This is a genomic window from Nocardioides sp. NBC_00163 (genome assembly GCF_045206295.1).
Classification (GTDB): Bacteria; Actinomycetota; Actinomycetes; order Propionibacteriales; family Nocardioidaceae; genus Nocardioides.
Genome location: NZ_CP108155.1, coordinates 986,572 through 1,009,357 on the forward strand (window position 1 = coordinate 986,572; position 22,786 = coordinate 1,009,357).

Annotated in this window: 20 protein-coding genes; 6 read left to right on the plus strand and 14 right to left on the minus strand. The window is 70.7% G+C overall.

The window, feature by feature from the left end:
• The first annotated feature begins 125 nt into the window (after window positions 1-125).
• Window positions 126-1,058 carry a TerC family protein gene (locus OG801_RS04775; RefSeq protein ID WP_406034052.1) on the plus strand — a complete coding sequence of 311 codons (933 nt, stop codon included), beginning with the start codon at window positions 126-128 and terminating at the stop codon, window positions 1,056-1,058.
• A 33-nt stretch (window positions 1,059-1,091) separates the two neighbouring features.
• On the opposite strand, the gene OG801_RS04780 is transcribed toward OG801_RS04775, so the two are convergent.
• The 3 genes from OG801_RS04780 to OG801_RS04790 all read right to left on the minus strand — a co-directional run bounded on the left by OG801_RS04780 (window position 1,092) and on the right by OG801_RS04790 (window position 5,468).
• The gene (locus OG801_RS04780) at window positions 1,092-3,476 is read right to left on the minus strand and encodes an FtsX-like permease family protein (protein WP_406034054.1); all 2,385 of its coding nucleotides are present in this window, start codon (window positions 3,474-3,476) and stop codon (window positions 1,092-1,094) included.
• Entirely contained in the window at window positions 3,476-4,186 is a 711-nt protein-coding gene (locus tag OG801_RS04785) for an ABC transporter ATP-binding protein (RefSeq protein ID WP_355020260.1), read from the minus strand. Before OG801_RS04785 ends, OG801_RS04780 begins: the two co-directional genes overlap by 1 nt.
• A 97-nt stretch (window positions 4,187-4,283) precedes the next feature.
• Entirely contained in the window at window positions 4,284-5,468 is a 1,185-nt protein-coding gene (locus OG801_RS04790; RefSeq protein ID WP_406034055.1) for a GAF domain-containing protein, read from the minus strand.
• 106 nt (window positions 5,469-5,574) lie between these two features.
• Between OG801_RS04790 and OG801_RS04795 the strand changes: the two genes are divergently transcribed.
• Complete coding sequence (locus OG801_RS04795) at window positions 5,575-7,401, plus strand: flavin-containing monooxygenase (protein ID WP_406034056.1); 1,827 nt, start codon at window positions 5,575-5,577, stop codon at window positions 7,399-7,401.
• A 10-nt stretch (window positions 7,402-7,411) separates the two neighbouring features.
• On the opposite strand, the gene OG801_RS04800 is transcribed toward OG801_RS04795, so the two are convergent.
• Both OG801_RS04800 and OG801_RS04805 read right to left on the minus strand, forming a co-directional pair.
• Window positions 7,412-8,071 (minus strand): response regulator, encoded by a 660-nt coding sequence (locus OG801_RS04800; RefSeq protein WP_406034057.1) that lies wholly within the window; start codon window positions 8,069-8,071, stop codon window positions 7,412-7,414.
• Window positions 8,068-9,318, minus strand: coding sequence for a sensor histidine kinase (locus OG801_RS04805; protein WP_406034058.1), 1,251 nt, complete (start codon window positions 9,316-9,318; stop codon window positions 8,068-8,070). Before OG801_RS04805 ends, OG801_RS04800 begins: the two co-directional genes overlap by 4 nt.
• A 142-nt stretch (window positions 9,319-9,460) precedes the next feature.
• On the opposite strand from OG801_RS04805, the gene OG801_RS04810 reads away from it, so the two are divergent.
• Complete coding sequence (locus tag OG801_RS04810) at window positions 9,461-10,213, plus strand: SGNH/GDSL hydrolase family protein (RefSeq protein WP_406034059.1); 753 nt, start codon at window positions 9,461-9,463, stop codon at window positions 10,211-10,213.
• Window positions 10,214-10,264: 51 nt separating this feature from the next.
• Here the strand turns inward: OG801_RS04810 and OG801_RS04815 are convergent, their stop codons facing one another.
• The 5 genes from OG801_RS04815 to OG801_RS04835 form a co-directional block, all read right to left on the minus strand.
• Window positions 10,265-10,723 carry a peptidoglycan-binding domain-containing protein gene (locus OG801_RS04815; RefSeq protein ID WP_355020254.1) on the minus strand — a complete coding sequence of 153 codons (459 nt, stop codon included), beginning with the start codon at window positions 10,721-10,723 and terminating at the stop codon, window positions 10,265-10,267.
• Window positions 10,724-10,864: 141 nt separating this feature from the next.
• Window positions 10,865-11,644, minus strand: coding sequence for a class I SAM-dependent methyltransferase (locus tag OG801_RS04820; protein ID WP_406034061.1), 780 nt, complete (start codon window positions 11,642-11,644; stop codon window positions 10,865-10,867).
• 105 nt (window positions 11,645-11,749) lie between these two features.
• Entirely contained in the window at window positions 11,750-14,461 is a 2,712-nt protein-coding gene (locus OG801_RS04825) for a DEAD/DEAH box helicase family protein (RefSeq protein ID WP_406034063.1), read from the minus strand.
• A 27-nt stretch (window positions 14,462-14,488) separates the two neighbouring features.
• A complete protein-coding gene (locus OG801_RS04830; RefSeq protein ID WP_406034065.1) occupies window positions 14,489-15,700 on the minus strand; it encodes a multidrug effflux MFS transporter in 1,212 nt (403 codons plus the stop codon).
• 70 nt (window positions 15,701-15,770) lie between these two features.
• Complete coding sequence (locus OG801_RS04835) at window positions 15,771-17,054, minus strand: hydroxyacid-oxoacid transhydrogenase (protein ID WP_406034067.1); 1,284 nt, start codon at window positions 17,052-17,054, stop codon at window positions 15,771-15,773.
• A gap of 138 nt (window positions 17,055-17,192) precedes the next feature.
• On the opposite strand from OG801_RS04835, the gene OG801_RS04840 reads away from it, so the two are divergent.
• The gene (locus OG801_RS04840; RefSeq protein ID WP_406034069.1) at window positions 17,193-18,119 is read left to right on the plus strand and encodes a TauD/TfdA dioxygenase family protein; all 927 of its coding nucleotides are present in this window, start codon (window positions 17,193-17,195) and stop codon (window positions 18,117-18,119) included.
• A gap of 19 nt (window positions 18,120-18,138) precedes the next feature.
• Here the strand turns inward: OG801_RS04840 and OG801_RS04845 are convergent, their stop codons facing one another.
• Both OG801_RS04845 and OG801_RS04850 read right to left on the minus strand, forming a co-directional pair.
• Window positions 18,139-19,602, minus strand: coding sequence for an RNB domain-containing ribonuclease (locus OG801_RS04845; RefSeq protein ID WP_406034071.1), 1,464 nt, complete (start codon window positions 19,600-19,602; stop codon window positions 18,139-18,141).
• A gap of 17 nt (window positions 19,603-19,619) precedes the next feature.
• On the minus strand, window positions 19,620-19,940 hold the full coding sequence (locus OG801_RS04850; protein ID WP_406034073.1) for a hypothetical protein: 321 nt from the start codon (window positions 19,938-19,940) through the stop codon (window positions 19,620-19,622).
• A 101-nt stretch (window positions 19,941-20,041) separates the two neighbouring features.
• On the opposite strand from OG801_RS04850, the gene yaaA reads away from it, so the two are divergent.
• Complete coding sequence (gene yaaA, locus OG801_RS04855) at window positions 20,042-20,818, plus strand: peroxide stress protein YaaA (protein ID WP_406034074.1); 777 nt, start codon at window positions 20,042-20,044, stop codon at window positions 20,816-20,818.
• A 171-nt stretch (window positions 20,819-20,989) separates the two neighbouring features.
• On the plus strand, window positions 20,990-21,280 hold the full coding sequence (locus tag OG801_RS04860) for a GIY-YIG nuclease family protein (RefSeq protein WP_406034076.1): 291 nt from the start codon (window positions 20,990-20,992) through the stop codon (window positions 21,278-21,280).
• Window positions 21,281-21,360: 80 nt separating this feature from the next.
• On the opposite strand, the gene OG801_RS04865 is transcribed toward OG801_RS04860, so the two are convergent.
• Window positions 21,361-22,047 carry a histidine phosphatase family protein gene (locus OG801_RS04865; RefSeq protein ID WP_406034078.1) on the minus strand — a complete coding sequence of 229 codons (687 nt, stop codon included), beginning with the start codon at window positions 22,045-22,047 and terminating at the stop codon, window positions 21,361-21,363.
• Window positions 22,044-22,760 carry a zinc ribbon domain-containing protein gene (locus OG801_RS04870; protein ID WP_406034080.1) on the minus strand — a complete coding sequence of 239 codons (717 nt, stop codon included), beginning with the start codon at window positions 22,758-22,760 and terminating at the stop codon, window positions 22,044-22,046. Before OG801_RS04870 ends, OG801_RS04865 begins: the two co-directional genes overlap by 4 nt.
• Window positions 22,761-22,786: the final 26 nt, after the last annotated feature.

Below are 22,786 nucleotides of genomic sequence, written 5' to 3' on the forward strand. Positions count from 1 at the left end.
CGAGGGGAGTACCTCACCAAGCTCATTCCGGTCAGTACGTCGGTGCCGACACCGTCCCGGAATGGCGCCCCGATCTCGGGGTGAGGGAGACCTCAGACGTTCATCGACACGCCTGAGGAACCCGCATGCTCGATACCATCGCCACGCCCACTCTGTGGGCCGTGACCATCGCCGCCGTCGTGGTGCTGATCGCCCTCGACTTCGTCCTGACCCGCAAGCCCCACGAGGTCTCCATGAAGGAGGCCATCGGCTGGTCGGCGTTCTACATCGCCCTTCCGCTCGCCTTCGGCGTCTGGGTCTGGAACGCCCACGGAAGCCAGACCGGCTTCGAGTACTACACCGGCTACATCGTCGAGAAGTCGCTCAGCGTCGACAACCTGTTCGTCTTCATGCTGCTGCTCGCGGCCTTCGCGGTGCCACGGCACCTGCAGCAGAAGGTGCTGCTCTTCGGCATCGTCGGCGCGCTCGTGCTTCGCGGCATCTTCATCGCGCTGGGCGCCGCGGCACTCTCCCAGTGGGACATCGTCTTCCTGATCTTCGGCGCGATCCTGCTGATCACCGCGGCGAAGATCTTCGCCGAGGCGCTCCAGGGCCACGACCAGAAGGTCGACCCCGAGGAGATGCTCGCCGTACGCATCGGCCGCAAGATCGGCCTGAAGCCGATGGCCATCGTGGTGCTCGCCATCTTCGCCACCGACATCGTCTTCGCCGTCGACTCGGTGCCGGCGGTCTACGGCATCACCGGCGACCCCTACCTCGTCTTCGCCACCAACGCGTTCGCGCTGCTCGGCCTGCGGGCCCTCTACTTCGTGCTCGAGGGCGCCCTGTCCAAGCTGGTCCACCTCTCCTACGGTCTGGCCGCGATCCTCGCCTTCATCGGCATCAAGCTCGGCCTGCACTGGGGCCACGGTCACTGGGACAGCGTCCCGGTGATCCCGACCTGGCTCTCACTGGTGGTCATCGTCGGCATCCTCGCCGTCACCGTCACCACCAGCCTGATCGCCTCCGCGCGCTCCACCGCTTCCGAGGAGGAGCAGCAGGAGCACGCGGAGGTCTGATCGAGCGTTGCCCCGACGTCGGTACAGCCAGGGTCAGTCCAGCGCGAGTCCCTCCGCCGGGCTGACCTTGGTGGCCCGCTTGGAGGGCGCCACGCAGGAGACCAGACCGGCCAGGCCTGCGGCCGCGACCACCGCGATCAGCTGCAGCACCGGCAGCTGGAAGGTGGCGTCGGGCATGATGTCGCCGACCAGGATCTCGCTGCCGCCCCAGGCGAAGAAGACGCCCAGCGCGGTGCCGACGAGGGCTGCCACGGCCGAGAGCAGCACCGCTTCGGCGGCCAGCGTCCGCCGCAGCTGACGCTTGGTCAGGCCTAGCGCGCGCAGCAGCGCGTGCTCACGACCGCGCTCGAGCACCGAGAGACCCAGGGTGTTGGCGATGCCGGCCAGCGCGATCAGCACCGAGATCGCCAGCAGTCCGATCACCGCCCAGGTGAACACGTCCAGCTGCAGCTCGACCCAGGCGCGCTGACCCTTGCCGTTGGTGAGCTCGGCGTCGGGGGCGATCACCCCGATCGCGCCCGCCAGGTCCTCCGGGTCGGCGCCCGCGTCGGCGCGGACCCAGACGGCGTACGTCTGCGGGTCCTCGGTCAGCGTCCGTAGCGTGGCCGTCGAGATCTGCGGGGCTCCGTCGATCTCGCGTACGTCCAGGGTCACCGTCGCGGTCCGGTCGCCGACGACCAGGGTGACCTTCTCCCCAGAAGCCTCGAACGCGTCCTCCACGAAGGCCGAGGCGGCCACCGGGGAGATCACCATCGTGCCGGGCTTCACGGTCATGTCCTGCAGGGCGATGTCTCCGCCCGGCGGGGCGACGACCGGCAGCGGGACGGGCTTGCCGTCGGTGCGCACCGATGCCATCGCCCCCGGTACGGCGACCGCGTCCGCGACGCCCGGGACCGCCTTCGCGTCCCCGGCCACCGAGTCCGCCAGCGGCTTCGACTCGGCCTGGAGCGCGATGTCGATCGGGTGCTGCTGCGCCATCTCGTCCAGGGTGGCGCCGCGGATGGTCGCCATCCCGGTGAGTACGCCGGTGGTGAGGGTGACGCCGACGAGGAGCGAGGCCGCGGTGGCGGCGGTGCGCTTCGGGTTGCGTCCGGCGTTGGCCGCCGCGAGCTTCGCCGGAGAGCCGGCGACCACAGCCAAGGCGGACCCGGCCAGCCGCACCAGGCCGGGCACCAGCGCGGGACCGAGGAGCATCACGCCGATGAAGGTGACCCCGCAGCCGAGCAGCACGATCAGCATCCCGGTCTGCGCGTCGTCCCAACCGACGGCCACGAAGATCGTCGCGATGCCGGCCAGCGCCACGGCCAGACCGAGACCGATCCGGAACATCCCGGCGCCGCGTACGTCGAAGCCCTCCTGCGGCCGCAGCGCGGCCAGCGGGCTCAGCCGCATCAGCCGGCGCGTCGGCAGCCACGAGGCAACCAGCGTGGTGAGCACGCCGAGGACGAACGCGCCCACGAGCCAGGGCCACTCGAAGGCGACGTCACCCAGCGGGGCGGTCTCGGCGAGCTGCCGCACCAGCGCGACGATCCCCCAGCCGAGCAGGACGCCGACCACCAGGCCGAGCAACGAGGCGAGAAGTCCGAGAGCGAGCGCCTCGCGGCGTACCGATCGCAGGACCTGACGCTTCGTCGCGCCCATCGCACGCAGCAGCGCGAAGTCGCGCATCCGCTGGGCGAAGAGGATCGAGAAGGTGTTGGTGATGACCAGCACGGAGACGAACAGCGCGATGAAGGCGAAGATCAGGACCATGTACGCGACGACGTTGACCTCCTTGTTGAGCTGGGTCTGCAGCTCGGTGAGGTAGTCGTCGGTGTTCAGCCAGCCGTCGTCCTTGTCGCCGGTTCCGGCGGTCATGACGGCCTGGACGTACTGGTCGTCCCAGCCCTGCAGCTCGGGCCCGGTGACGTAGATCGGCGAGGACCACATCGACGGGGCGTCCACCAGGCCGACGACGGTGGTCTCGACCGCCGTCTTGCCGCTGCCGACCTTCAGCGTGTCGCCGATGGCGACCTTGTTGGTCTTGGCGGCGTTGGCGTCGACCACGGCCTCGCCGGCGCGGGTCGGGAACCGGCCCTCCTCGAGGTCCTGCCACTGCCAGCGCTTCTCGGTGGAGACCGCGCCGACCATGATGTCCTGGCCGAGCATGGTCTCGTCGGTGCGGACCGGCTGCATCGAGAGGGCCAGCGCCCAGCCGCCCTTCTCGACGTACTTGTCGGTGACCTCGTCGGACGGGAGGTCGACCGCACCCACCGCGTTCTGGAACGGCGCGTCGATGCCCGCGAACAGGCCCGACTTCGTCGCCGAGGTGAGGGCGTTGGTCACCACGATCAGCGCGACCGCGGCGACGACCGCCACGACTGCCGCGGCGTACCGGCGGGCGTATGTCCGCAGGGATGCGAACAGCACCGTCCGCATCAGCGCGTCACCCCTTCGATGTGTCCGTCCATCACGGTGACGATCTCGTCGGCGTACGCCGCGGCGGAGGCCTCGTGGGTCACCATGACCACGGTCTGACCGAGCTCGCGGACGCTGCGGCGCAGGTGGTCGAGCACCTCGGCCGAGGTCTCGGAGTCGAGGTTTCCGGTGGGCTCGTCGGCGAAGAGGATCGCGGGCTGGGTGACCAGCGCACGGGCGATGGCCACGCGCTGCTGCTGGCCGCCGGAGAGCTCGGAGGGCTTGTGGCCCAGGCGCTGGCCGATGCCGAGGGTGTCGGCGATCATCTGCGCCCGGGCGCGGGTCTCGTCGGTCACCCGCTTGCCGGCCAGCTCCAGCGGCAGCTGGATGTTCTGCCCGGCGGTGAGCATCGGCAGCAGGTTGAAGGCCTGGAAGACGAAGCCGATGTTCTCCCGCCGGAAGATGGTCAGCTGGTCGTCGTTGAGGTTCTGCAGCGGCTGGCCCGCGACCGTCACCTCACCGCTGGTCGGACGGTCGAGGCCGGCCAGGCAGTGCATCAGCGTCGACTTGCCCGAGCCGCTCGGGCCCATGATCGCGGTGAACGCGCCACGGCGGATCTCCAGGTCGACGCCACGCAGTGCGTGCACCTCGGTCGCACCCTTGCCGTAGGTCTTGGTCAGGCCCACCGCTCGGGCGGCGGCCGTCATCGTGGGAACAGAGGTCTGTGTCATGCCACCGACCCTCTCGCCACGAGGCGTCAGCCCGCATCGGGCTGGAGGCTGATCCCGGCGTACGACCTGGGGTGGATCGGCAAGGGTCGGCTCAGGGTCATCCCCGGGTGAGGGTCACTCCGTCGGCCAGCCGGTAGGGGTTGGTCGCGACCAGGGCGCCGATCGAGCGGCGCAGCCGGGAGACCTCGGCGCGCACGGTGACGATGTGCTCGGCGTCGCCGAAGACGGCCTCGCTGAGCCCGCGCGCGGTGAGGCCGGTAGGGCCGGCCCGGTCGACGAGGGTGAGGATCTCGACGTGGCGCCGGGTCAGGGTGGTGCGCCAGCGGCCTGATTCCGAGACGACCTCGAGGGTGCCGTCGGGATCGAGCCGGGCCGTCAGGGTTCCTGAGGAGCTGGAGGAGGTCGGCCGCACCAGCCAGCCGCGCTCGCCGACCCGCTCGGGCAGGCACAGGCCCAGGCCCGGGACGGTCAGCATCTTGTCCTGCCGGGGCGCCGCGATGCGGTCGCGGGCGGCCATCCCGGCGTGGTGGGCGACCCAGCCGTCGTCGTCGACGACCAGCAGCGGACCCTCGACGCCGGAGACGACGTGGTCGGTCTCGCGGCGCAGGCGCTCGAGCCACTCCTGGTGGCGGCGCCACAGCGACATCTCGGCCAGCCGTACCGCGCTCTCGACCAGGGCGCCGATCGCCGGGTGCAGGGTCAGCGCGGGCCCGCTGACGTCGACGACGCCGAGCAGGGCTCCGGTGCGGGGGTCGTGGATCGGGGCCGCCGTGCAGTACCACGGATGCTGGGCCTGCTCGAAGTGCTCCGCGGAGAAGAGCTCGACCGGCGCCGCCTCGGCCAGCGCGGTGCCGATCGCGTTGGTGCCGACCGCGCGCTCGGTCCACAGGGCGCCCTCGACGAAACCGAGCTGGTCGGCGATCTTGAGGACCGGCGCCGAGCCCGCCCGCCACAGCACCACGCCCTCGTCGTCGGTGACCACCATCAGGTACGTCGCCGCATCCGCGGCCGAGGTCAGCACCGCCCGCAGGTCGTCGATGACCATCGCCAGCGGCGAGCGGGCTCTCCTGGTCGCGCACTCGGCTGCCGACGGCGTACGCCTGCCGTTGCTGCTCCCGGGCTCCAGGCCCATGCTCATCACGCGGCGCCAGGAGCGCTCGACCAGGATCCGGGGTGTGCTCGGTGGGCGGGTGCCGGACAGGACGGCGTCGTGGACGCGTACGAGATCACGGGCGAGGCGCGGCAGGTCGGCGCCCGCCGGGACTGCTCCGGTCACTGTCATCTGGCGTCCACCTCCGACTCCGAGGGTAGGTCCTCGCTGTGACCGGCGCCACATGCAATCGGCTGCAACCCTTTCTCCGGCGCCCGCGCGGGGGTGTGCTGGGGGCATGACCCAGACACTCGAACCCACTCCCCCGGCCGTTCAGAGCGGCCCGGCGCAGACCTGGCTCGCCGACTTCGAGGCCGCACTGGAGGAACGCGACATCCCCCGGGCCGCCGGCCTCTTCGCCACGAAGAGCTACTGGCGCGACCTCGTCGCCTTCTCCTGGAACATCACCACCGTCGAGGACCCCGCCGGGGTCGCCGACCTGCTCGAGAGCACCCTGGACCGCGTCGACCCCTCCGGCTTCGCACTCGAGGAGCCGGAGGCGACCGCGGACGGTGTGACCACCGCCTGGTTCACCTTCGAGACCGCGATCGGTCGCGGCCGCGGACTGCTGCGCCTCAAGGTCGAGGACGACCGCGCGAAGGCGTGGACGTTCCTGACCACGCTCTACGAGATCAAGGGACACGAGGAGCCCCGGGGCGTACGTCGCCCGAAGGGTGCCGAGCACGGCGTCAACCGCGACCGGGTGACCTGGGCCGAGAAGCGGCAGGCCGAGGCGGAGACGCTGGGCCTGACCGAGCAGCCGTACGCGGTGGTCATCGGTGGTGGGCAGGGCGGGATCGCGCTCGGTGCGCGGCTGCGCCAGCTCGGGGTGCCCTCTCTCGTTATCGACCGCTACGAGCGGCCCGGGGACCAGTGGCGCGGCCGCTACAAGTCGCTGTGCCTGCACGACCCGGTCTGGTACGACCACCTGCCGTACCTGAAGTTCCCCGACAACTGGCCCGTCTTCGCGCCCAAGGACAAGATCGGCGACTGGCTGGAGTCGTACGTCAAGGTGATGGAGGTGCCCTACTGGTCCTCGACCACGGCTACCAGCGCCTCCTATGACGAGGAGGCCGGCGAGTGGACGGTCACCGTCTCGCGCGGCGGGGAGGAGATCGCCCTGCACCCGAAGCAGCTCATCCTGGCCACCGGCATGTCCGGCAAGCCGAACATCCCCGACCTGCCGGGCATGGACGTCTTCCAGGGCGAGCAGCACCACTCCTCCAAGCACCCGGGGCCGGATGCGTACGAGGGCAAGCGGGTGGTCGTGATCGGGTCGAACAACTCCGCCTTCGACATCTGCGGAGCGCTGTTCGAGCACGGCGCCGACGTGACGATGGTGCAGCGGTCCTCGACCCACATCGTGAAGAGCGACACGCTGATGGACATCGGACTCGGCGACCTCTACTCCGAGCGCGCGCTCGCCTCCGGGATGACCACGGAGAAGGCCGACCTGGTCTTCGCCTCGCTCCCCTACCGGATCATGCACGAGTTCCAGATCCCGCTCTACCAGCAGATGGCCGAGCGCGACGCCGACTTCTATCAGCGTCTGGAGAAGGCCGGGTTCCGGCACGACTGGGGCGACGACGGGTCGGGGCTGTTCATGAAGTACCTGCGGCGTGGCTCGGGCTACTACATCGACGTGGGCTCGGCCGAGCTGGTCGCCAACGGTGACGTGAAGCTCGCCCAGGGCCAGGTCTCCCACCTGACCTCGTCGGCCGTCGTTCTCGAGGACGGCACCGAGCTCCCCGCCGACCTGGTCGTGTACGCCACCGGCTACGGCTCCATGAACGGCTGGGCCGCCGACCTGATCAGCGAGCAGGTCGCCGACCGCGTCGGCAAGTGCTGGGGTCTCGGCTCGGACACCACCAAGGACCCCGGGCCGTGGGAGGGCGAGCAGCGCAACATGTGGAAGCCGACCCAGCAGGAGGCGCTGTGGTTCCACGGCGGCAACCTGCACCAGTCGCGCCACTACTCGCTCTATCTCGCGCTGCAGCTCAAGGCCCGGTTCGAGGGGATCGAGACGCCGATCTACAACCTGGCGCCGGTGCACCACCTCGCCTAGGGCCCCGGGATCAGCGGCCGACCAGGCCGGTCTCGTAGGCCAGCACCACCAGCTGGACGCGGTCACGAGAGCCGGTCTTGGCCAGCAGCCGGCCGACGTGGGTCTTCACGGTGGCCTCGGCGACCACGAAGGTCTCGGCGATCTCGGTGTTGGACAGGCCACGGCCGACCAGCGTGAGCACCTCGCGCTCACGCTCGGTCAGCGTCTCCAGCCGCCCCTCGATCGCCGGCCCGGCCGTCGCGGGCGCGGAGGCGGCGAAGTGCTCCAGCAGGCGCCGGGTGGTGCTCGGCGCGACGACCGAGTCGCCGGCGTGCACGGTGCGGATCGCGGTGAGCAGGTCCTCGGGGCGGGCGTCCTTGAGCAGGAACGCCGCGGCGCCCGCCCGGATCGCGGCGAAGGCGTACTCGTCGAGGTCGAAGGTGGTCAGCACGATCACCCGGGGTGCGTCCTGGCGGCCGGCGATCAGCTCGGTCGCCTCGACGCCGTCCATGCGGGGCATGCGTACGTCCATCAGGACCACGTCGGCCTCGGTCCGGCCCAACGCGGCGACGGCCTCCTGGCCGTCGCCCGCCTCGCCGACGACGCTCAGGTCGGGCTGGGAGTCGATGAGCATCTTGAAGCCGGCACGGACGAGCTCCTGGTCGTCCACGAGAAAGACACGGATCGTCATAGCGGGAGTCTTGCGTAGACACGAAAGCCGCCGCCGGATGCCGGGCCGGTCTCGAGCGTTCCGTTGTGGGCGGAGATGCGTTCGTCCATCCCTATCAAGCCCAGTCCGATGAGCCCGAGGCCGCCCGACTGCGCGGTGGCGTCCGCGGCCGCGCCGCGGCCGTCGTCGGTGACCTCGATCGTGAGGCCGCCGTCGTCGGCCGTCACGGTGACTCTCGCCGCGGCCCCCGGACCGGCGTGCTTGCGTACGTTGCTGAGCGACTCCTGCACCACTCGGAAGGCGGTCAGTGCGACACCCTCAGGCACGGCGAGACCGGGCTCGGGAAGGTTCGCGGCCAGCTCCATGCCGCCGGCCCGAGTCTCCTCGATGAGCGTCGCGATGTCGCCCAGCCGTGGCTGCGGACGGGTCAGCGCGTCCCCGTCGCGCAGCAGGCCGAGCAGCTGCCGCATCTCGGCCAGCGCCTCACGGGCGGTCTGCGCGACGGTCTCCAGTGCCTTCGGGGCGAGGGCCGGGTCCTGCTCGGCGGCATAGCGCGCGCCGTCGGCCTGGACCACGATCACGCTCAGCCCGTGGGCCACCACGTCGTGCATCTCGCGCGCGATCCGCGCCCGCTCCTGGGTCGCCCCGAGCTCGGCACGCTGCTCGGCCTCGCGGCGCAGCTGCTCGTTGCGCTGGATCAGCGAGTCGACGTACGCCGTCCGCGTGCGCGCCAGCGCGCCGAGCGCCCAGGCGGCCACCGGGAAGGTGGCGAGCGAGAGGCTGATCGAGATGTAGGAGCTCCAGTCGATGCCTTCCGGTTCGTCATGAACCTCGATATTGGAGGCCGTATCGACCGCGCTCAGCCAATCATGGGCACCGAGTCCGGCCCCGAACAGACCGACCGCGAGCGCAGCCAAGCCCCATCGCGGACTGGCGTAGCGAGCCACGGAGTAGACCGCGATCGGATACGCGACCTGGGAGACCAGCGGATAGTCGAGAAGAAGCACCTGCAGGCCGCAGGCAGCGGCGACGACGGCGTAGACGATCACCGGATGACGGCGACGCCACAGCAACGGGACGACCTGGGCCACCACCAGCCCGAGGTCGACGAAGTGGTTGGTGCTCGACACGTCCTGGGCCGCGCCCCCGTCGAGCAGGGCTTGGACGGCGTAGAACGGGATGATCAGGAACAGGGTGCCGGCGAGCAGCACGTCGAACCACCATCGCCCGCGCGGGCCGAGCCGCCAGGGCCGTACCAACTCCTCCACGCACCCACCGTAGAGGAGCCGAGGCGGCCGCGACGTCAGCCCGGGGACGGATGTGCTCCTCAGACCCGGGGCGGACTAGAATCCAGAGGCTGGCGATGGATCTTCGCCGCTTGATGGTGCTTGATGGTGCTTGGGAGGGCTCGTGGAGGCAGTGCGCTACGTCGCGATCGGTGACTCGTTCACGGAAGGAGTCGGCGACGAGACTCCTGACGGTCACGTACGCGGCTGGGCCGATCTGGTCGCCCAGGGCTGGGCCGCTTCGGGCGTCCCGGTGGAGTACGCCAACCTCGCCATCCGCGGGCGCCTGATCCGCCCGATCGTCGAGGAGCAGCTCCCCGCCGCGCTGGCGCTGAAGCCGACGCACCTCTCCTTCAACGGCGGCGGCAACGACATGCTCCGCCCGAAGGCCGACGCGAACGCGATCGCCGACTTCCTCCATCCCGTGCTCGAGGCCTGCGACGCCAACGGGATCAAGCTGATCCTGCTCTCCGGCGCCAACCCCTCGGCCCGGCTCCCGCTCGGCAAGGTCTTCCAGCGTCGCGGCGACGAGCTCGTCGGCCTGGTCGAGCAGCGGATCGCCCATCGTGACGACGTCGTACGCGCCTACAACTGGCCCGACACCACCCTCACCGACGGCCGATTCTGGTCCGAGGACCGCCTCCACATGAACGCCCGCGGCCACCACCGCGTCGCCGCCCGCGTCCTCGACTCGCTCGGCGTCGAGGTCCCCGAGGGCTGGTGGGACCTCGACTTCGAGGCCGCCGCGGGCAAGAACGGTCTGGCCTACTACCGCGAGTTCGTCGGCCCCTGGATCCACCGCCGCCTCACCGGCCGCTCCTCCGGCGACGGCCGTACCGCCAAGTTCCCCTCCTGGACGCCGACCGCGGAAATGTGAGACCCGGCCGCGGCATCTCGCCGGCGGCCGGGTGTCACGAGGCGTACGGGATCAGCGAGCGAGCCGCTTCGCGTACGTCTTGAACGCCGCCTGCGTCTTCGGCCCGGCATCGCCGTCGACGGCGAGCTTCGGGGCGACCTTGGCCCTCAGCAGGCGCTGCAGCGCCTTGATGGTGTTCTTCCCGGGGTCGCCGTCGATCTTGCCGGCGTAGCCGTAGTCCTTCTTCAGGTACACCTGGAACGCCTTCCAGCTGTTGGTGCCGAGATAGCCGTCGATCTCGCCCGGGAACTTGCTCATGTAGCCGTACTTCTTGAGCACCTTCCCCTGGATGACCTTGGCCTCGGTCCTGGAGAGGCCGAAGTTCTGGGTCGCCTGGGCGGAGACCGCGGCTGCAGTGTTGCCCGTGCCGACCTCGGCGTTGGCGATGCTGGCAGTGGCGAAGGTGCCGGTGGCGGCGAGGCCGACGGCAGCGACGGCGCCGACCATGCGTCGGGTGATGGTGGAGGTCATGATGGTGTCCCTTCGGTGGGGCTGGTGGTTGACGTGACAAGCCAACCGATCAGCACCGTCTGGGATCGGTCCAGAATCTGACACCGGCGTCCGCGGACTGCCAGAAACCTGTCATCTGGGAGCCAGAACGAGTCCCGGCGCTCAGCGTCGTCGCACGCGGAGCACGCAGGTCATCATCGGAAGGGTGAACTCGCCGTCCGACGTCTCCGGCCTGGCGGCGAGGTAGCGCCGGATCCGGGCGAGGGTGGACTCCCGTTCCTCGTCCGGCATGACCAGCATCCCGGCCCGGGTGCCGAGAGTCGCGACGAGCGAGTCGGCGGTGCGGAGCTGCCCGTGCGGGAAGCCGGACTGCTCCGGGGAGCCGAAACTTGCGGGCGCGTCCGTCGTCGACAGATGCAGGTCGGCCGTCTCAATGCGCCAGGCGTCCGGGGTGTCGCGCGGCCCGATCGCCGCGGGGCCGCTGACTCTCGCCAGCCCGGCGACCCAGTCGACCCCGTCGTCCATGGTGTTCCACAGACCCGCGAGCACCCCGCCTGGTGCCAGCACTCTGGCGATCTCGGGGCCGGCGACGGCCATGTCGAACCAGTGCATCGCGTTGCCGGCGAGGACCGCGTCGACGGAGGCGTCCGGGAGCGGGATCGACTCGGCGCTGCCCGACGACGCGGTGACCTCCGGGAGGCTTCTTCGCAGCTCGGCGAGCATCGCCTGGTCGGGTTCGACGGCCGTGACGTCCGCGCCCATCTGGACCAGGGTCGCGGTGAGTTTCCCGGTGCCGGCGCCGAGATCGAGCACCCGGGGCCCGGGCGCGGGCTCGAGCGCCCACCGGACCGCGTCGTGGGCGTAGTCAGGGCGGTGGGTGGCGTACGCGTTCGCCGCCGCTCCGAAGGATGAGGCGTGCCGGTGCCAAAGGTCCGAGTCCATGCGGGCAACGCTCCGGTACGTCGCCACAACTGACAACTCGATTGTCATAAGTGACGTCTCGGCCGACGAGGGTGCCGTCTCGGCCGACGGGGGTGCCGTCTCGGCTCAGGACCAGTGGCGGCGGATGACGGCGGTGACGTCGAAGGGGTCGGCGCCGCGCTGGGCGGCCAGGACACCGGCACCCTCGGGTGAGCCGGTGTAGAGCAGGCCGGAGCCGCCGACCCAGTGCTCCCAGGCGGCGAGGAACGACTTCGCGTCGGCGGCGCGACGGCCGAGGGCGGTGGGGACCGCATGCCAGGCCTCGGCGTTGGCGGCGTGCCTGCCCGAGACGCCCAGCCACAGCCTCTCGAGGGCGTTCAGGTCGCCCACGATCGGGCGGGAGACGAGGTAGCGGGGCGCGGCGATCGGTGCCAGCGCCTCCTCGAGCGAGGCGGCGAAGAGCGCCGACTCCTCCTCGGGAACGCCCGCCAGATGGACGCGGTAGCTGCCGTCGGTGTCCACCGCGATCTCGAGCCCGGCGGCGCCGACCGAGGTCTGTCCTGTCGTGTTCAGTGCGTCGGCGACCGCTGCGCCGACCGCGCCGACGCTCGGGCGCCGGCGGAGCTGGGAGGCGATCCGGGTGCCGTCGCGATAGACGTACGCGGCCCACAGCGCCCACAGCCCACCGACCACGCCGCCGACCGCTCCTGCGATCCCGGCGCCGAGGATGAGCGTCAGGGCGAGCCCGATGCTCAGCAGCACCGCGGGCGCGAGGACGGGCTTGGCCGGTAGCCGCCACTCCGGCACCCGGCCCTCCAGCAGCCGGAACCCAGGTGGCCGGGGAGCGAGCACCATCCCCGACGGCACGCGCAGCGCACCCGCCCGGCGCAGCCGGATCCTGACGGTGCGGCCGGCGACGTCGGCGTACGGCTCCCCGATCCGCCACCGCTCCCGGATCGCGGTGCGGTCCTCCGAACGCGCGACCATGCGGGCGTTGACGGTGTCGAAGTCGGACTCCGGCGGGGCGGCGTACGGGGAGAACGTCTCGTCGATGTGGCCGACGCCGTCGACGACGGAGCCGTCCTCGTCGGCACCGAAGAAGCCGGTGTGCTTGCGGACGAGACGCTTCCAGTCGTTGTCGCCGCGCGGGTGCTCCTCCTCGACGCAGACGACGGTCCAGTTGACCGCGACCTTGTCGGGCCGAGCGGGATCCGTACGCAGCGACCGGCCGCGCAGCTGCACGACCGCCGTCGTGGTCGTGGCCGCGGTGAGGTCGACGATCCCGGTGACCGATCGGGCGTCCCAGCCCTCTCCGAGCAGCCCGCGCGTGCCGACCAGCACCCGGCAGCCGCCGTCCTCGAAGAACCGGGTCACGTGCCCAACCCATTGGCGGCTGCCCCAGCGCCCGACGAGCGTGGCGTACGCCTCCCCCTGATCGACCTCCAGGGCTTCGGCCAGAGCGGGGTCGGTCTCGGCGATGTGCTCGACCAGCGCCGCTAGGGTCGCCGCGGGCCCGGCGACGGTGGCGCCGGTGACCAGCAGGACGTCGTCGTGGGACCCGCACAGCGTCGCGAGCACCGCACGCGCGGAGCCGGACTGCTCGGCGATCACCCCACGCAGGTCGACGGGCAGCGTGGCCGAGGCCCGCTCGTGGTCGGTGACGACCAGCAGCCGCAGCGAGTCGCCGTGCGCCAGGCGCTCGTGGTCCACGATGGCCGCGGTCGCCGTCGTCTTCGCCTCCGAGCGCGCCAGCACCCGGTCGACGGGCGAGCGCCCGGCCCGGATGCCACGCCGGGTCAGCGAGTAGCCGACGGCCGGCAGCGCCTGCTTGATCGCGGCCAGCGCCTCCTGGTCGGCCTCCGCATCGGAGGCAGCCAGATGTCCGCGTACCCAGTCACCGATCAGCGCCACCCAGTCCTCGGCCGACGGGTCGCGACGGTGCGCCTCGGTCAGGGTCGCCCCCTCGGGCAGCGCGAGCAGTCCACGATGATGAACCCGCAGGGCCGCCCTGGCCAGATCGGGCCACGCCTTCGCGAGCTCGGCCCAGGACGGAGCTCCGGCCGGCCGCGACACGTACCGCCGGTCCAGCCAGGTCAGGAACGGCACACTGCCCAGATCGGCCGAGGTCAGCGCGGTGAGCAGCTCCTCGAACCGCTCCGCGCTCCCCCGCAGCCATTCCCGCTCGGCAGGCGTGGGGGCGGTCAACCAGACCAGGTCGGCGAACGGCGCCAGGTCGCCCTCGCGCACCACCGCCGGGATCGAGGTCGAGAAGACGATCTCGCCGAACAGCAGCCCGACCAGCGCAGACTCCTCCTTGGTCAGCGCCTCGGGCGGAGTCGCGGTCAGCCCCAGCACCCGCGCGTCCGGCAGCAGCAGGAGGATCTCGCCGAGCAGCTCGCCCCAGACCTCGAGCAGATGGTGGCACTCGTCCAGCACGAGCAGCAGCGGCCCGGCCGTACGCAGCGCAGAGACCAGCGCCCGGCCGTTGCCGTGCAGCCTGGCCAGATGGCTCTCCCCTGTCTCCGCCTCGTCGTCGGGATCGCCGAAGACCGCGACCGACTGGTAGGTCAGCGACGTCAGCGGCGCGTCCAGATCCCGCGACGAGGACGCCGTGAGACCCAGTGCCGCGGCCTGGCGCAGCCACTGCCCCTGGATGGCCGTGTTGGGGCTGAGTACGACGACCTTCGCCCCGTCCGCGATCGCATCGCGTGCCGTCTCCAGCCCGACGAGCGTCTTCCCGGCCCCTGGGGGCAGCACGACCCACGCCCGCGAACGCCCCGCGTCCCAGGCCGCACCCAGGGCGGAGAGCGCCCGCTGCTGATGGACACGGAGCTTCACTCCGCGAAGCCTAGTCAGCGCCGAAACCTAGGCCGCGGTGGCGAAGGCCGCCTCCGACTCCGGGTTGCGGGCGACGGAGCGCCGGGCGAGGGTGAACGCGACGGCGCCGAGGACCGAGGTGACCACCATGGTGATCGCCAGCGGCACCGCGGTGTGCTCACCGGCAACGGCGCCGAGCGGGGAGGCGAGGCCACCGCCGAGGAACATGATCCCGCCCATCAGCGCCGAGCCGGCGCCGACCGAGGGACGGGCCTGCTCGATGGCCAGGGCGCCGGTGTTGCCCATGATCAGGCCGACGCAGGTGGTGACGACCAGGATCGGCAGCAGGATGAGCGCCTTCGGCACCGGCAGGAGCGCGACGATCAGCACGAACATCGCGCCGATGGCGAGCACCGGCTGCGCCGAGCGGACGATCTGCGCCGGGTGCACCTGGCGCTTGGCCAGCCGCGCCGAGAAGAGCCCGGCGACCGTCAGGAAGGCGGCGTTGACCGCGAACCCGATGCCGTAGACCGCCGCCGACGTGCCGATCACCGACTGGTAGAGGAACGAGGAGGAGGAGACGTACGTCATCAGGGTGGCGAACGTGAGCGCCTGCGTCAGCGTGTAGCCGAGGAAGGCGGGCTTGGCGAGGAGGCGACCGAGGTCGGCGTACTCGACCCGGCTGGTCCGGCGCTCGGCCGGCAGGCTCTCCCGAATCACCAGCAGCACGCAGACGACCTGCGCGACGGCGATCGCGGCCACGATGCCGAGCACCCCGCGCCACGGCACGAACCCGGCGATGGCGCCGCCGATCACCGGCGCCAGGATCGGCGCGATCCCGCTGATCGACATCATGATCGACATCGCCCGGGCGGCGGCGAAGCCGTGGAGTACGTCGGCCACGATCGCCCGCGCCATCACGATCCCCGCCGCGGCGGCGAGGGCCTGGAGGAAGCGGGCCGCGATCAGCAGCTCGACGGTGGGCGCCACGGCGGCCAGGACACCGGCCGCCGCGGCCACGACCGAACCGATCAGCAGCGGCTTGAGCCGTCCGAAGCGGTCGGAGATCGGCCCCCAGGCGATCTGTCCGAGCGCGAGCCCGATCAGGAAGGCGGTGAGGGTCAGCTGCACGTTGCTCGCCGCGGCACCGAGGTCGGTGCCGATCTGCGGGAAGGAGGGCAGGTAGAAGTCGATCGCAAGCGGCGCGGATGCCGAGAGCAGGGCGAGCGCGAGCAAGAGCCGCGGCGGGACTGACGTCACCGAGTGAACCTCCGGAGAGTTTGGTTGAAGAAGACAACCAACCGAACGCCGTAGTCCCGCCGGGCATTCCTCACCAGAGCGTGATGGACCTCTCGAAGATCCCGGTCAGGTCCGCCGCCGACGGCTGCTTCGGCGCGGTGGCGAGCAGCCGCTGCTGCTTGAGCGCCCCCTCGACCAGGTCGGGGATGTCGCCCGCGACGTAGCCGACCTCGCCGATCCCGGCCGGGATCCCGATGTCCCGCATCAGGTCGCTCAGCACCCGGGGCAGTACGTCGCGGGGCTCCTCCTTCGACTCGTCGAAGCCGGGCGCCAGCAGCCGGGCCGCACGCAGATGCCGCTCGGGGGCGGCGTCGAAGGTGTAGCGGAAGGCCTCCGGAGCGGTCAGCGAGACCGCCATCCCGTGCGGCACCAGCGCCTCGTCGCCCGGGTAGTCCTTGGGGTGGAAGTCGCGCACCCGCCCGGCGATCGGGTAGGCGCAGGCGTGCGGGATGTGCACGCCTGCGTTGCCGAAGCCCAGGCCGGCGAAGGTCGCCGCGAACGCCATGTCACCGCGCGCGAGGGTGTCGTCGCCGTGCGCGACCGCCTGCCGGAACGAGCCCGCCAGCAGCGACAGCCCCTTCTCCGACCACATGTCGGAGATCGGGTTGGCGCCGCAGTAGGGCACCCGCTGCGCCGGCTCCTTGCGGTCGTAGGAGGTGTAGGGACGGGCCGTGTAGCTCTCCAGCGCATGGCACAGGATGTCCATCCCGGACGCGGCGGTCACCCCGGCGGGCTGGGTCATCATCAGGTCGGGGTCGACGACGGCCAGCGTCGGGCGCAGGCGCGCGTGCGAGATCCCGGTCTTCACCTTGAGCGAGAGCACGTCGAGCACGCACACGGTCGTCGACTCCGCCCCGGTCCCGGTGGTGGTCGGCACCGCGACCAGCGGCAGCAGCGGGTTGGCCGGCGCGAGTCCGCGACCCACCGGCGCGTTGAGGTAGTCCATCAGGTCGCCGTCGTTGGTGGTCAGCAGGTTGACCGCCTTCGCGGTGTCGATGCTCGACCCGCCCCCGACCGCCACGATCGCGTCGAACGGCCCGTGCTCGCGGGCGAACTCGACGGCCTCGCGCATGCTCTCGTCGGTCGGCTCGACATGGACGCCGTCGAAGACGACGGCAGTGACGTCGTACGCCTTCATCTGCTCGGCCACGCGCTGCGGCAGCCCGGTCGCGGAGATGCCGGGATCGGTCACCACGAGGGCGCGGCGGGCACCCAGCGACGCCAGGTCGTAGCCGATCTCGGCCGATGCGCCGGTGCCGAACTTGAGCTGCGGGGAGCCATAGGTGAACACGGTCTCGGGTGTTGCGTGCGTCATGAGCGCACGATATCCACCGACTCCCATTCGCATCATTGTGCGGAGTGCCCAAACGTCTCGTGAGACACCCGTGGTCTTAAGTTATGTATTTCACTAGACTTTATTCAGATCAAGCCGACGCCGACAGAGGAGCCACGCATGACCATCACCGAAGCATCCCCCGTCAACGAGCTGACCGTCCACAAGGTCGGCGGCCGGATCGGCGCCCGCATCGACGGCGTCACCCTCTCCGGAGACCTCCCCGCCGAGACGATCGCCGAGATCCGGGCCGCGATCCTGGCGAACAAGGTCGTCTTCTTCCGCGGCCAGGACCATCTCGACGACCGCGCGCAGATCGCGTTCGGCGAGCGCCTGGGTCCGCTGACGACCGCCCACCCGACCGTGAACACCGGCAGCGCCCGCGTACTGACCCTCAAGGCCAACCGCGGCATGGCCGCCAACTCCTGGCACACCGACGTCACCTTCGTCGACCGGCCGCCGGCGTTCTCGATCCTGCGCGGTGCGGAGATCCCCGAGTACGGCGGCAACACCGTCTGGGCCAACACCGTCACCGCCTACGAACGGCTCCACCCCCAGCTCAAGGCGCTGGTCGACAACCTGTGGGCGGTCCACTCCAACGACTACGACTACGTACGCCCCGACGAGTCCACCGACGACGTGGCCGCGCGCAGGCGCGAGGAGTTCGTCTCGACGGTCTACCGGACCGAGCACCCGGCGGTCCGGATCCACCCCGAGACCGGCGAGCGCGCTCTCGTCCTGGGCCATTTCGTCAAGCACTTCACCGGCCTGAACCAGAAGGAGAGCGCGATCCTCTTCAACCTCCTCCAAGACAGGGTCACCGCCCTGGAGAACACCGTCAGGTGGCACTGGCAGCAGGGCGACGTCGCGATCTGGGACAACCGCGCCACCCAGCACTACGCCGTCGCCGACTTCGACGAGCTGCCGCGCGAGGTGCGGCGCATCACCGTCCAGGGCGACGTACCCGTCTCCATCGAGGGCGAGCACAGCCGAGTCATCGAGGGCTCCGCCGAGGTCTACAACCGCCTCGACGAGCTGATCTCCTGACCGACGTACGTCCGGGAGGTCAGGCGATGGCGAAGCTGACCTTCCGGGCGACGACGTCAGCCGTCTCCAGCCGCACCTCGACCTCCTCGCCGAGCGGGAGCGCCGTCGTGCCGGTGACCCGGGCCTCGATGGCGGGCTCCTCGACGGTGATCGAGCCCTTCTGCTTGTCCTCGTCGTCGATCTCGACGACGACCGCGGTGAAGGTCTCCCCGACTCGCTGGGACAGCACCCCGGCCTCGACGAGGTCGACGACGCCGCGCTCGTAGGCACCGCTGGTGCGCGAGGAGGCACGCATGGTGTCCGGGAGGGTGGTGAACGCAGCAGTCACCCAGTCCGGGACCGGCTGGTCGGCGCAGAGCGCCAGGCAGACCTCGCCGGCGTAGCGGTCGATCAGCCGGCGCAGCGGCGCCGTCACGTGCATGTACTCGTTCGCCAGCGCCGAGTGCTCGGTCAGCGCGGGGAGCTCGCCGTTGAACGAGGCGTACCCGCTCCCGCGCAGCAGCCGGGTGCACGCGATCGCCATCGCGGCGTGCTTGCCGTTCTTGCCCTCGAGCGAGCGGATGAAGTCGGGGTAGAGCATCTCCGCGGGCCACTCCAGCCCGAGTGCCCGAGCGGTGCGGTGCAGCCGCTGGACGTCTCGGGGGTCGGGTTCGGGGAGGGTCCTGAGGAGCCCGATGCGGGCGTAGACCATCAGGTCTGCTGCCCCGAAGCCGGTGAGCAGCGAGATCTGGGCGTTCCAGTCCTCGACGGGGAGCAGGTCGCGGTACTCCAGCGACCACTGATCACCCTGGACCGAGATCTCCTGGTCGCGCAGCGGCAGGTTGACCCCGCCGCGGGCCGCCTCGAGAGCGATCCGCTTCTCGCCGATCTCCTTCAGCAGTTCGAGCGACGAGGCGTAGTCGGTGTCGCCGAACCCGTCGCTGTCGAACATCCTCTGCACACCGTCGTAGGACAGCTTGGCCCGCGACCTGACCAGCGCGCGCTCGACGAAGGTGTCGGTCCCCTCGCCGGACGCATCGAGCTTGTGGGTCCACAGCAGGGCGGGGCGTACCTGGTCCGGGAGCAGCGACGCGGCGTCCTCGGAGAGCACCTTGGGGTGGAGCGGGATCTTCGCGTCAGCGGCATAGAGCGTCTCGCCGCGCTTGTTGGCCTCCACGTCGACAGGGTCGCCGGGCGTCACGAAGGCGGCCACGTCGGCGATCGCGTAGTGCACCACGTAGCCGTCGCCGTCGCGCTCGAGGTGGAGCGCCTGATCGAGGTCCATCGACGTCTCGGGGTCGATCGTGACGAACGGCAGGTCGGTGCGGTCCAGCTCCGGGAGTCTGGGGTTGGCCGCGGCGGCGGCCGCCGCTTCGTCCACCTCAGGCGGGAACTCGGCGGTCACCCCGAGCTCGGCCTGGAGCGCGGCGATCCCGTCGCGGAGCGTGGTGGCGGCGACACCGTTGTCGGCACTGGCGACCCGGATGATGCGTGCGGAGCCCATGGCCAGAACTGTAGTGGCTACTTCTTCTTCGAGGCCTTGTACGTCTTGTGCAGCGCGGCGGCATCTTTGCCGAACGCCTTCGGGTTGCCCTTGAAGGCGTCGAACTGGCCCCACAGGTCCTTCTTGGAGCCGTTGTACGACCTCGCCGACCTGTCGATCTTGGCCAGTGCGCGGCGCTGGGACGAGGTCAGCGACCGCTTCGCCTTGAGGTGCGCCGACCGCGCCTTGGACTTCTTCGAGACGTCCTGGATCAGCCAGAACAGGCCGACGATGATGATCACGACCAGGAAGCCGCCGAGGTTGGGCCCGGCGGTGGACTCGGCGGCCAGAACGATCATGACTGGAACGTAAGCTCGCGCGTTCTCCCAGGTCACGGGCGCTTTGAAAGATACCCAATCCTCGATTCGGCCATCCTGGTCCCGGGCGGCACGATAGTCCCGTGCTGATCCTGCTGCCGCCCTCGGAGGGCAAGACCGCGGCCGTACGCGGCAACCCGCTCGCGCTCGACGACCTCCGTCTCCCGGTGCTCAACCCGGCCCGCTCCAAGGTCATCGACGCGCTGGTCGAGCTCTGCACCACGCGCCCGGACGAGGCCGTCGACATCCTCGGCATCCCGAAGACCCAGCCCGAGCTCGTCACCTTGAACGCCAAGCTGTTCGAGGCCGCGACCGCGCGCGCCGACCGGATCTACACCGGCGTCCTCTACGACGCCCTCTCCCCCGCCACCCTGTCGCCGGCCGCCAAGCGCCGCGCGACCAGCCGGGTCATGGTGACCAGCTCCGTGTTCGGCCTCGTCGGCCTCGCCGACCGCATCCCTGCGTACCGTCTCTCGGGCGACACCACCCTCCCCGGCATCGGCGGCGTCCAAGCCCACTGGCGCGCCCACCTCGGCGCCGGCATCACCGAGGCTCTCGGCGACGGGCTGCTCGTGGACCTCCGGTCCGGGACGTACGCCGCCTTCTGGCGCCCCGACGAGGTCGCCGCCCGCACCGCCACCGTCCGTGTCCTCCACGAGCACAACGGCCAGCGCAAGGTCGTCAGCCACTTCAACAAGGCCACCAAGGGCCGCCTCGTCCGAGCCCTCCTCGAGTCCGGCGCCAATCCCCGCACCCCCGCTAAGCTCGCCGACGCCTTCCGCGACCTCGGCTGGACCGTCGAGACCGCCCCCGCCACCAAGACCGGCACCCAGCTCGACATCATCGTCGCCGAGATCTGAGACGGCGGTCGCCGTACGGAAGGTGTTGGTCTCGACACGCCTCCGCCTAGCGGCTCCGGCGGCTCGACCAGCGAGGCAACCGCTGGTCGAGCCGCGAGCGCCAGCGAGCGTGTCGAGACCAACACAGTCGTCTCCGCGAAACCTGTCGGTGGTCGCGCCCAGAATCAGGGCATGCCTTACATGTACATCCTCCGCTGCCGCGATCACATGCTCTACGTCGGAAGCACCTTCGACCTGGAGAAACGCATCGCCGAGCACAACGCCGGCCTCGGCGCCGAGTTCACGGTTCGGCGTCTACCGGTCACCCTTGCGTACGCCGAAGAACATCAGATGATGGCCGATGCCTACCGACGCGAGAAGCAGGTTCAAGGGTGGAGCCGGGCCAAGCGCGAGGCCCTGATAACCGGGGATCTCGACCGGCTGCATGACCTCGCTCGCCGTCGTGGCAAGCGGTCGCCATAGGGACTGTGTTGGTCTCGACACGCCTCCGCCTAGCGGCTCCGGCGGCTCGACCAGCGAGGCGAGCGCTGGTCGAGTCGGCGTCAGAAGAGTCCGGCGGCGAAGGGGTCGCGGGAAACCGGGAGGCCGTTGAAGAGGCGCATGGAGGCGCGGTCGTCGGCGAAGAAGGAGACGACGGTGACGGAGGCGGGCGAGAGCTCCATGCTGAAGACTCCGCCGATCGGGGCTCCCAGTGCGTGAGCGACGATCAGCTTGATCGGCGAGACGTGTGAGGTGACCACGACGGTCTCGCCTGCGTGGGCCTCGAGGACCCGCGAGAGGCCGTCGAGCACGCGGGCCTGAGCGGAGTCGAAGGACTCGCCGCCCGGGGGCGCTACCTCGGTCGCCCCCATCCACGACTTCATCTCGTCGGGGAACCGCTCGGCGACCTCGCCGAAGGTGAGACCCTCCCACTCCCCGAACTCGATCTCGGCGAAGGCGGGCTCCTCGACCAGCCGGGCATCGAGCGCACCGGCGACGAGCTCACCGGTCTCGACGGTGCGCAGGACCGGCGAGGTCACGACGGTCGAGACCGAGGACGCGAGCGGCTTGAGCCACTCCGCGGTGAGCATCACCTGCTCGCGGCCCTCCTGGGTCAGCGGCGGGTTGTCACCGCCGAGGCCCCCGGAGAACGCCTTGGCGGCGGTGTGCTTGGTGACCCCGTGACGTACGAGAACCAGCGTCGTCGCCGCCGCGCCGGCTCCCCAGCCCCGCGCGGTCTTCTCGCTCACAGACCGGACTCGGCCGTGCGGACCAGGATGCGGGAGCACTCCTCGCAGCGCACGACCTCGTCGGCGGCGAGGCCACGGATGCGGGAGATCTCGGCCGGGTCGAGCTGGAGGTTGCAGCCGCCGCAGCGGCGGGCACGCAGCTCGGCAGCACCGACACCCATCTTGTCGCTCAGCCGCGAGTAGAGGGCGAGCAGGTCATCGGGGATGCCCTCGAGCGCCGGTGTCCGCTCCTCGGCGACCCCGGCGAGCTCGCCGTCGATCTTCGAGGTCTCGACGTCGACGGAGTCGACCGCGACCGCGAGCTTCTCGGTGATCTCGGCGAGCTCGGCCTCTAGCCGGGTCACGCTCGCCTGAGCCTCCTCGAGCTGCTCCATGACCTCGAGCTCCTCGTCCTCGAGCACCGAGATCCGGCGGTCGAGGGTGGCCAGCTCGTGCTGCATGCGCTCGAGGTCCTTGGCGCTGCTGATCGCCCCGGAGTCCATCCGCTCCTGGTCGCGCCGGCGGCGGGTCTTGACCGCCTCGACGTCGGCGTCGGCCTTCTTCTGCACCCGCTCGAGGTCGTCGCGCGTGATCCGGGCGTCGCGTACGGCATCGTCGGTGGTCTTCTTCGATGCCTGCAGCTCCGCCACGACGGCGGCCTGCGGCAGATGCGCACGGCGGTGGCGCAGCTGGAGCGCACGCGAGTCCAGCTCACACACGTCGAGCAGCTTCACCTGGGCGAACGGGTCGGCTTTCAGCG

Excerpts from the sequence above, each read along its gene's own strand:
- OG801_RS04775 (WP_406034052.1), top strand. The coding sequence starts at position 126 with ATGCTCGATACCATCGCCACGCCCACTCTGTGGGCCGTGACCATCGCC.
- OG801_RS04780 (WP_406034054.1), bottom strand. The coding sequence starts at position 3,476 with ATGCGGACGGTGCTGTTCGCATCCCTGCGGACATACGCCCGCCGGTAC.
- OG801_RS04785 (WP_355020260.1), bottom strand. The coding sequence starts at position 4,186 with ATGACACAGACCTCTGTTCCCACGATGACGGCCGCCGCCCGAGCGGTG.
- OG801_RS04790 (WP_406034055.1), bottom strand. The coding sequence starts at position 5,468 with ATGACAGTGACCGGAGCAGTCCCGGCGGGCGCCGACCTGCCGCGCCTC.
- OG801_RS04795 (WP_406034056.1), top strand. The coding sequence starts at position 5,575 with ATGACCCAGACACTCGAACCCACTCCCCCGGCCGTTCAGAGCGGCCCG.
- OG801_RS04800 (WP_406034057.1), bottom strand. The coding sequence starts at position 8,071 with ATGACGATCCGTGTCTTTCTCGTGGACGACCAGGAGCTCGTCCGTGCC.
- OG801_RS04815 (WP_355020254.1), bottom strand. The coding sequence starts at position 10,723 with ATGACCTCCACCATCACCCGACGCATGGTCGGCGCCGTCGCTGCCGTC.
- OG801_RS04820 (WP_406034061.1), bottom strand. The coding sequence starts at position 11,644 with ATGGACTCGGACCTTTGGCACCGGCACGCCTCATCCTTCGGAGCGGCG.
- OG801_RS04835 (WP_406034067.1), bottom strand. The coding sequence starts at position 17,054 with ATGACGCACGCAACACCCGAGACCGTGTTCACCTATGGCTCCCCGCAG.
- OG801_RS04840 (WP_406034069.1), top strand. The coding sequence starts at position 17,193 with ATGACCATCACCGAAGCATCCCCCGTCAACGAGCTGACCGTCCACAAG.
- OG801_RS04845 (WP_406034071.1), bottom strand. The coding sequence starts at position 19,602 with ATGGGCTCCGCACGCATCATCCGGGTCGCCAGTGCCGACAACGGTGTC.
- OG801_RS04850 (WP_406034073.1), bottom strand. The coding sequence starts at position 19,940 with ATGATCGTTCTGGCCGCCGAGTCCACCGCCGGGCCCAACCTCGGCGGC.
- OG801_RS04860 (WP_406034076.1), top strand. The coding sequence starts at position 20,990 with ATGCCTTACATGTACATCCTCCGCTGCCGCGATCACATGCTCTACGTC.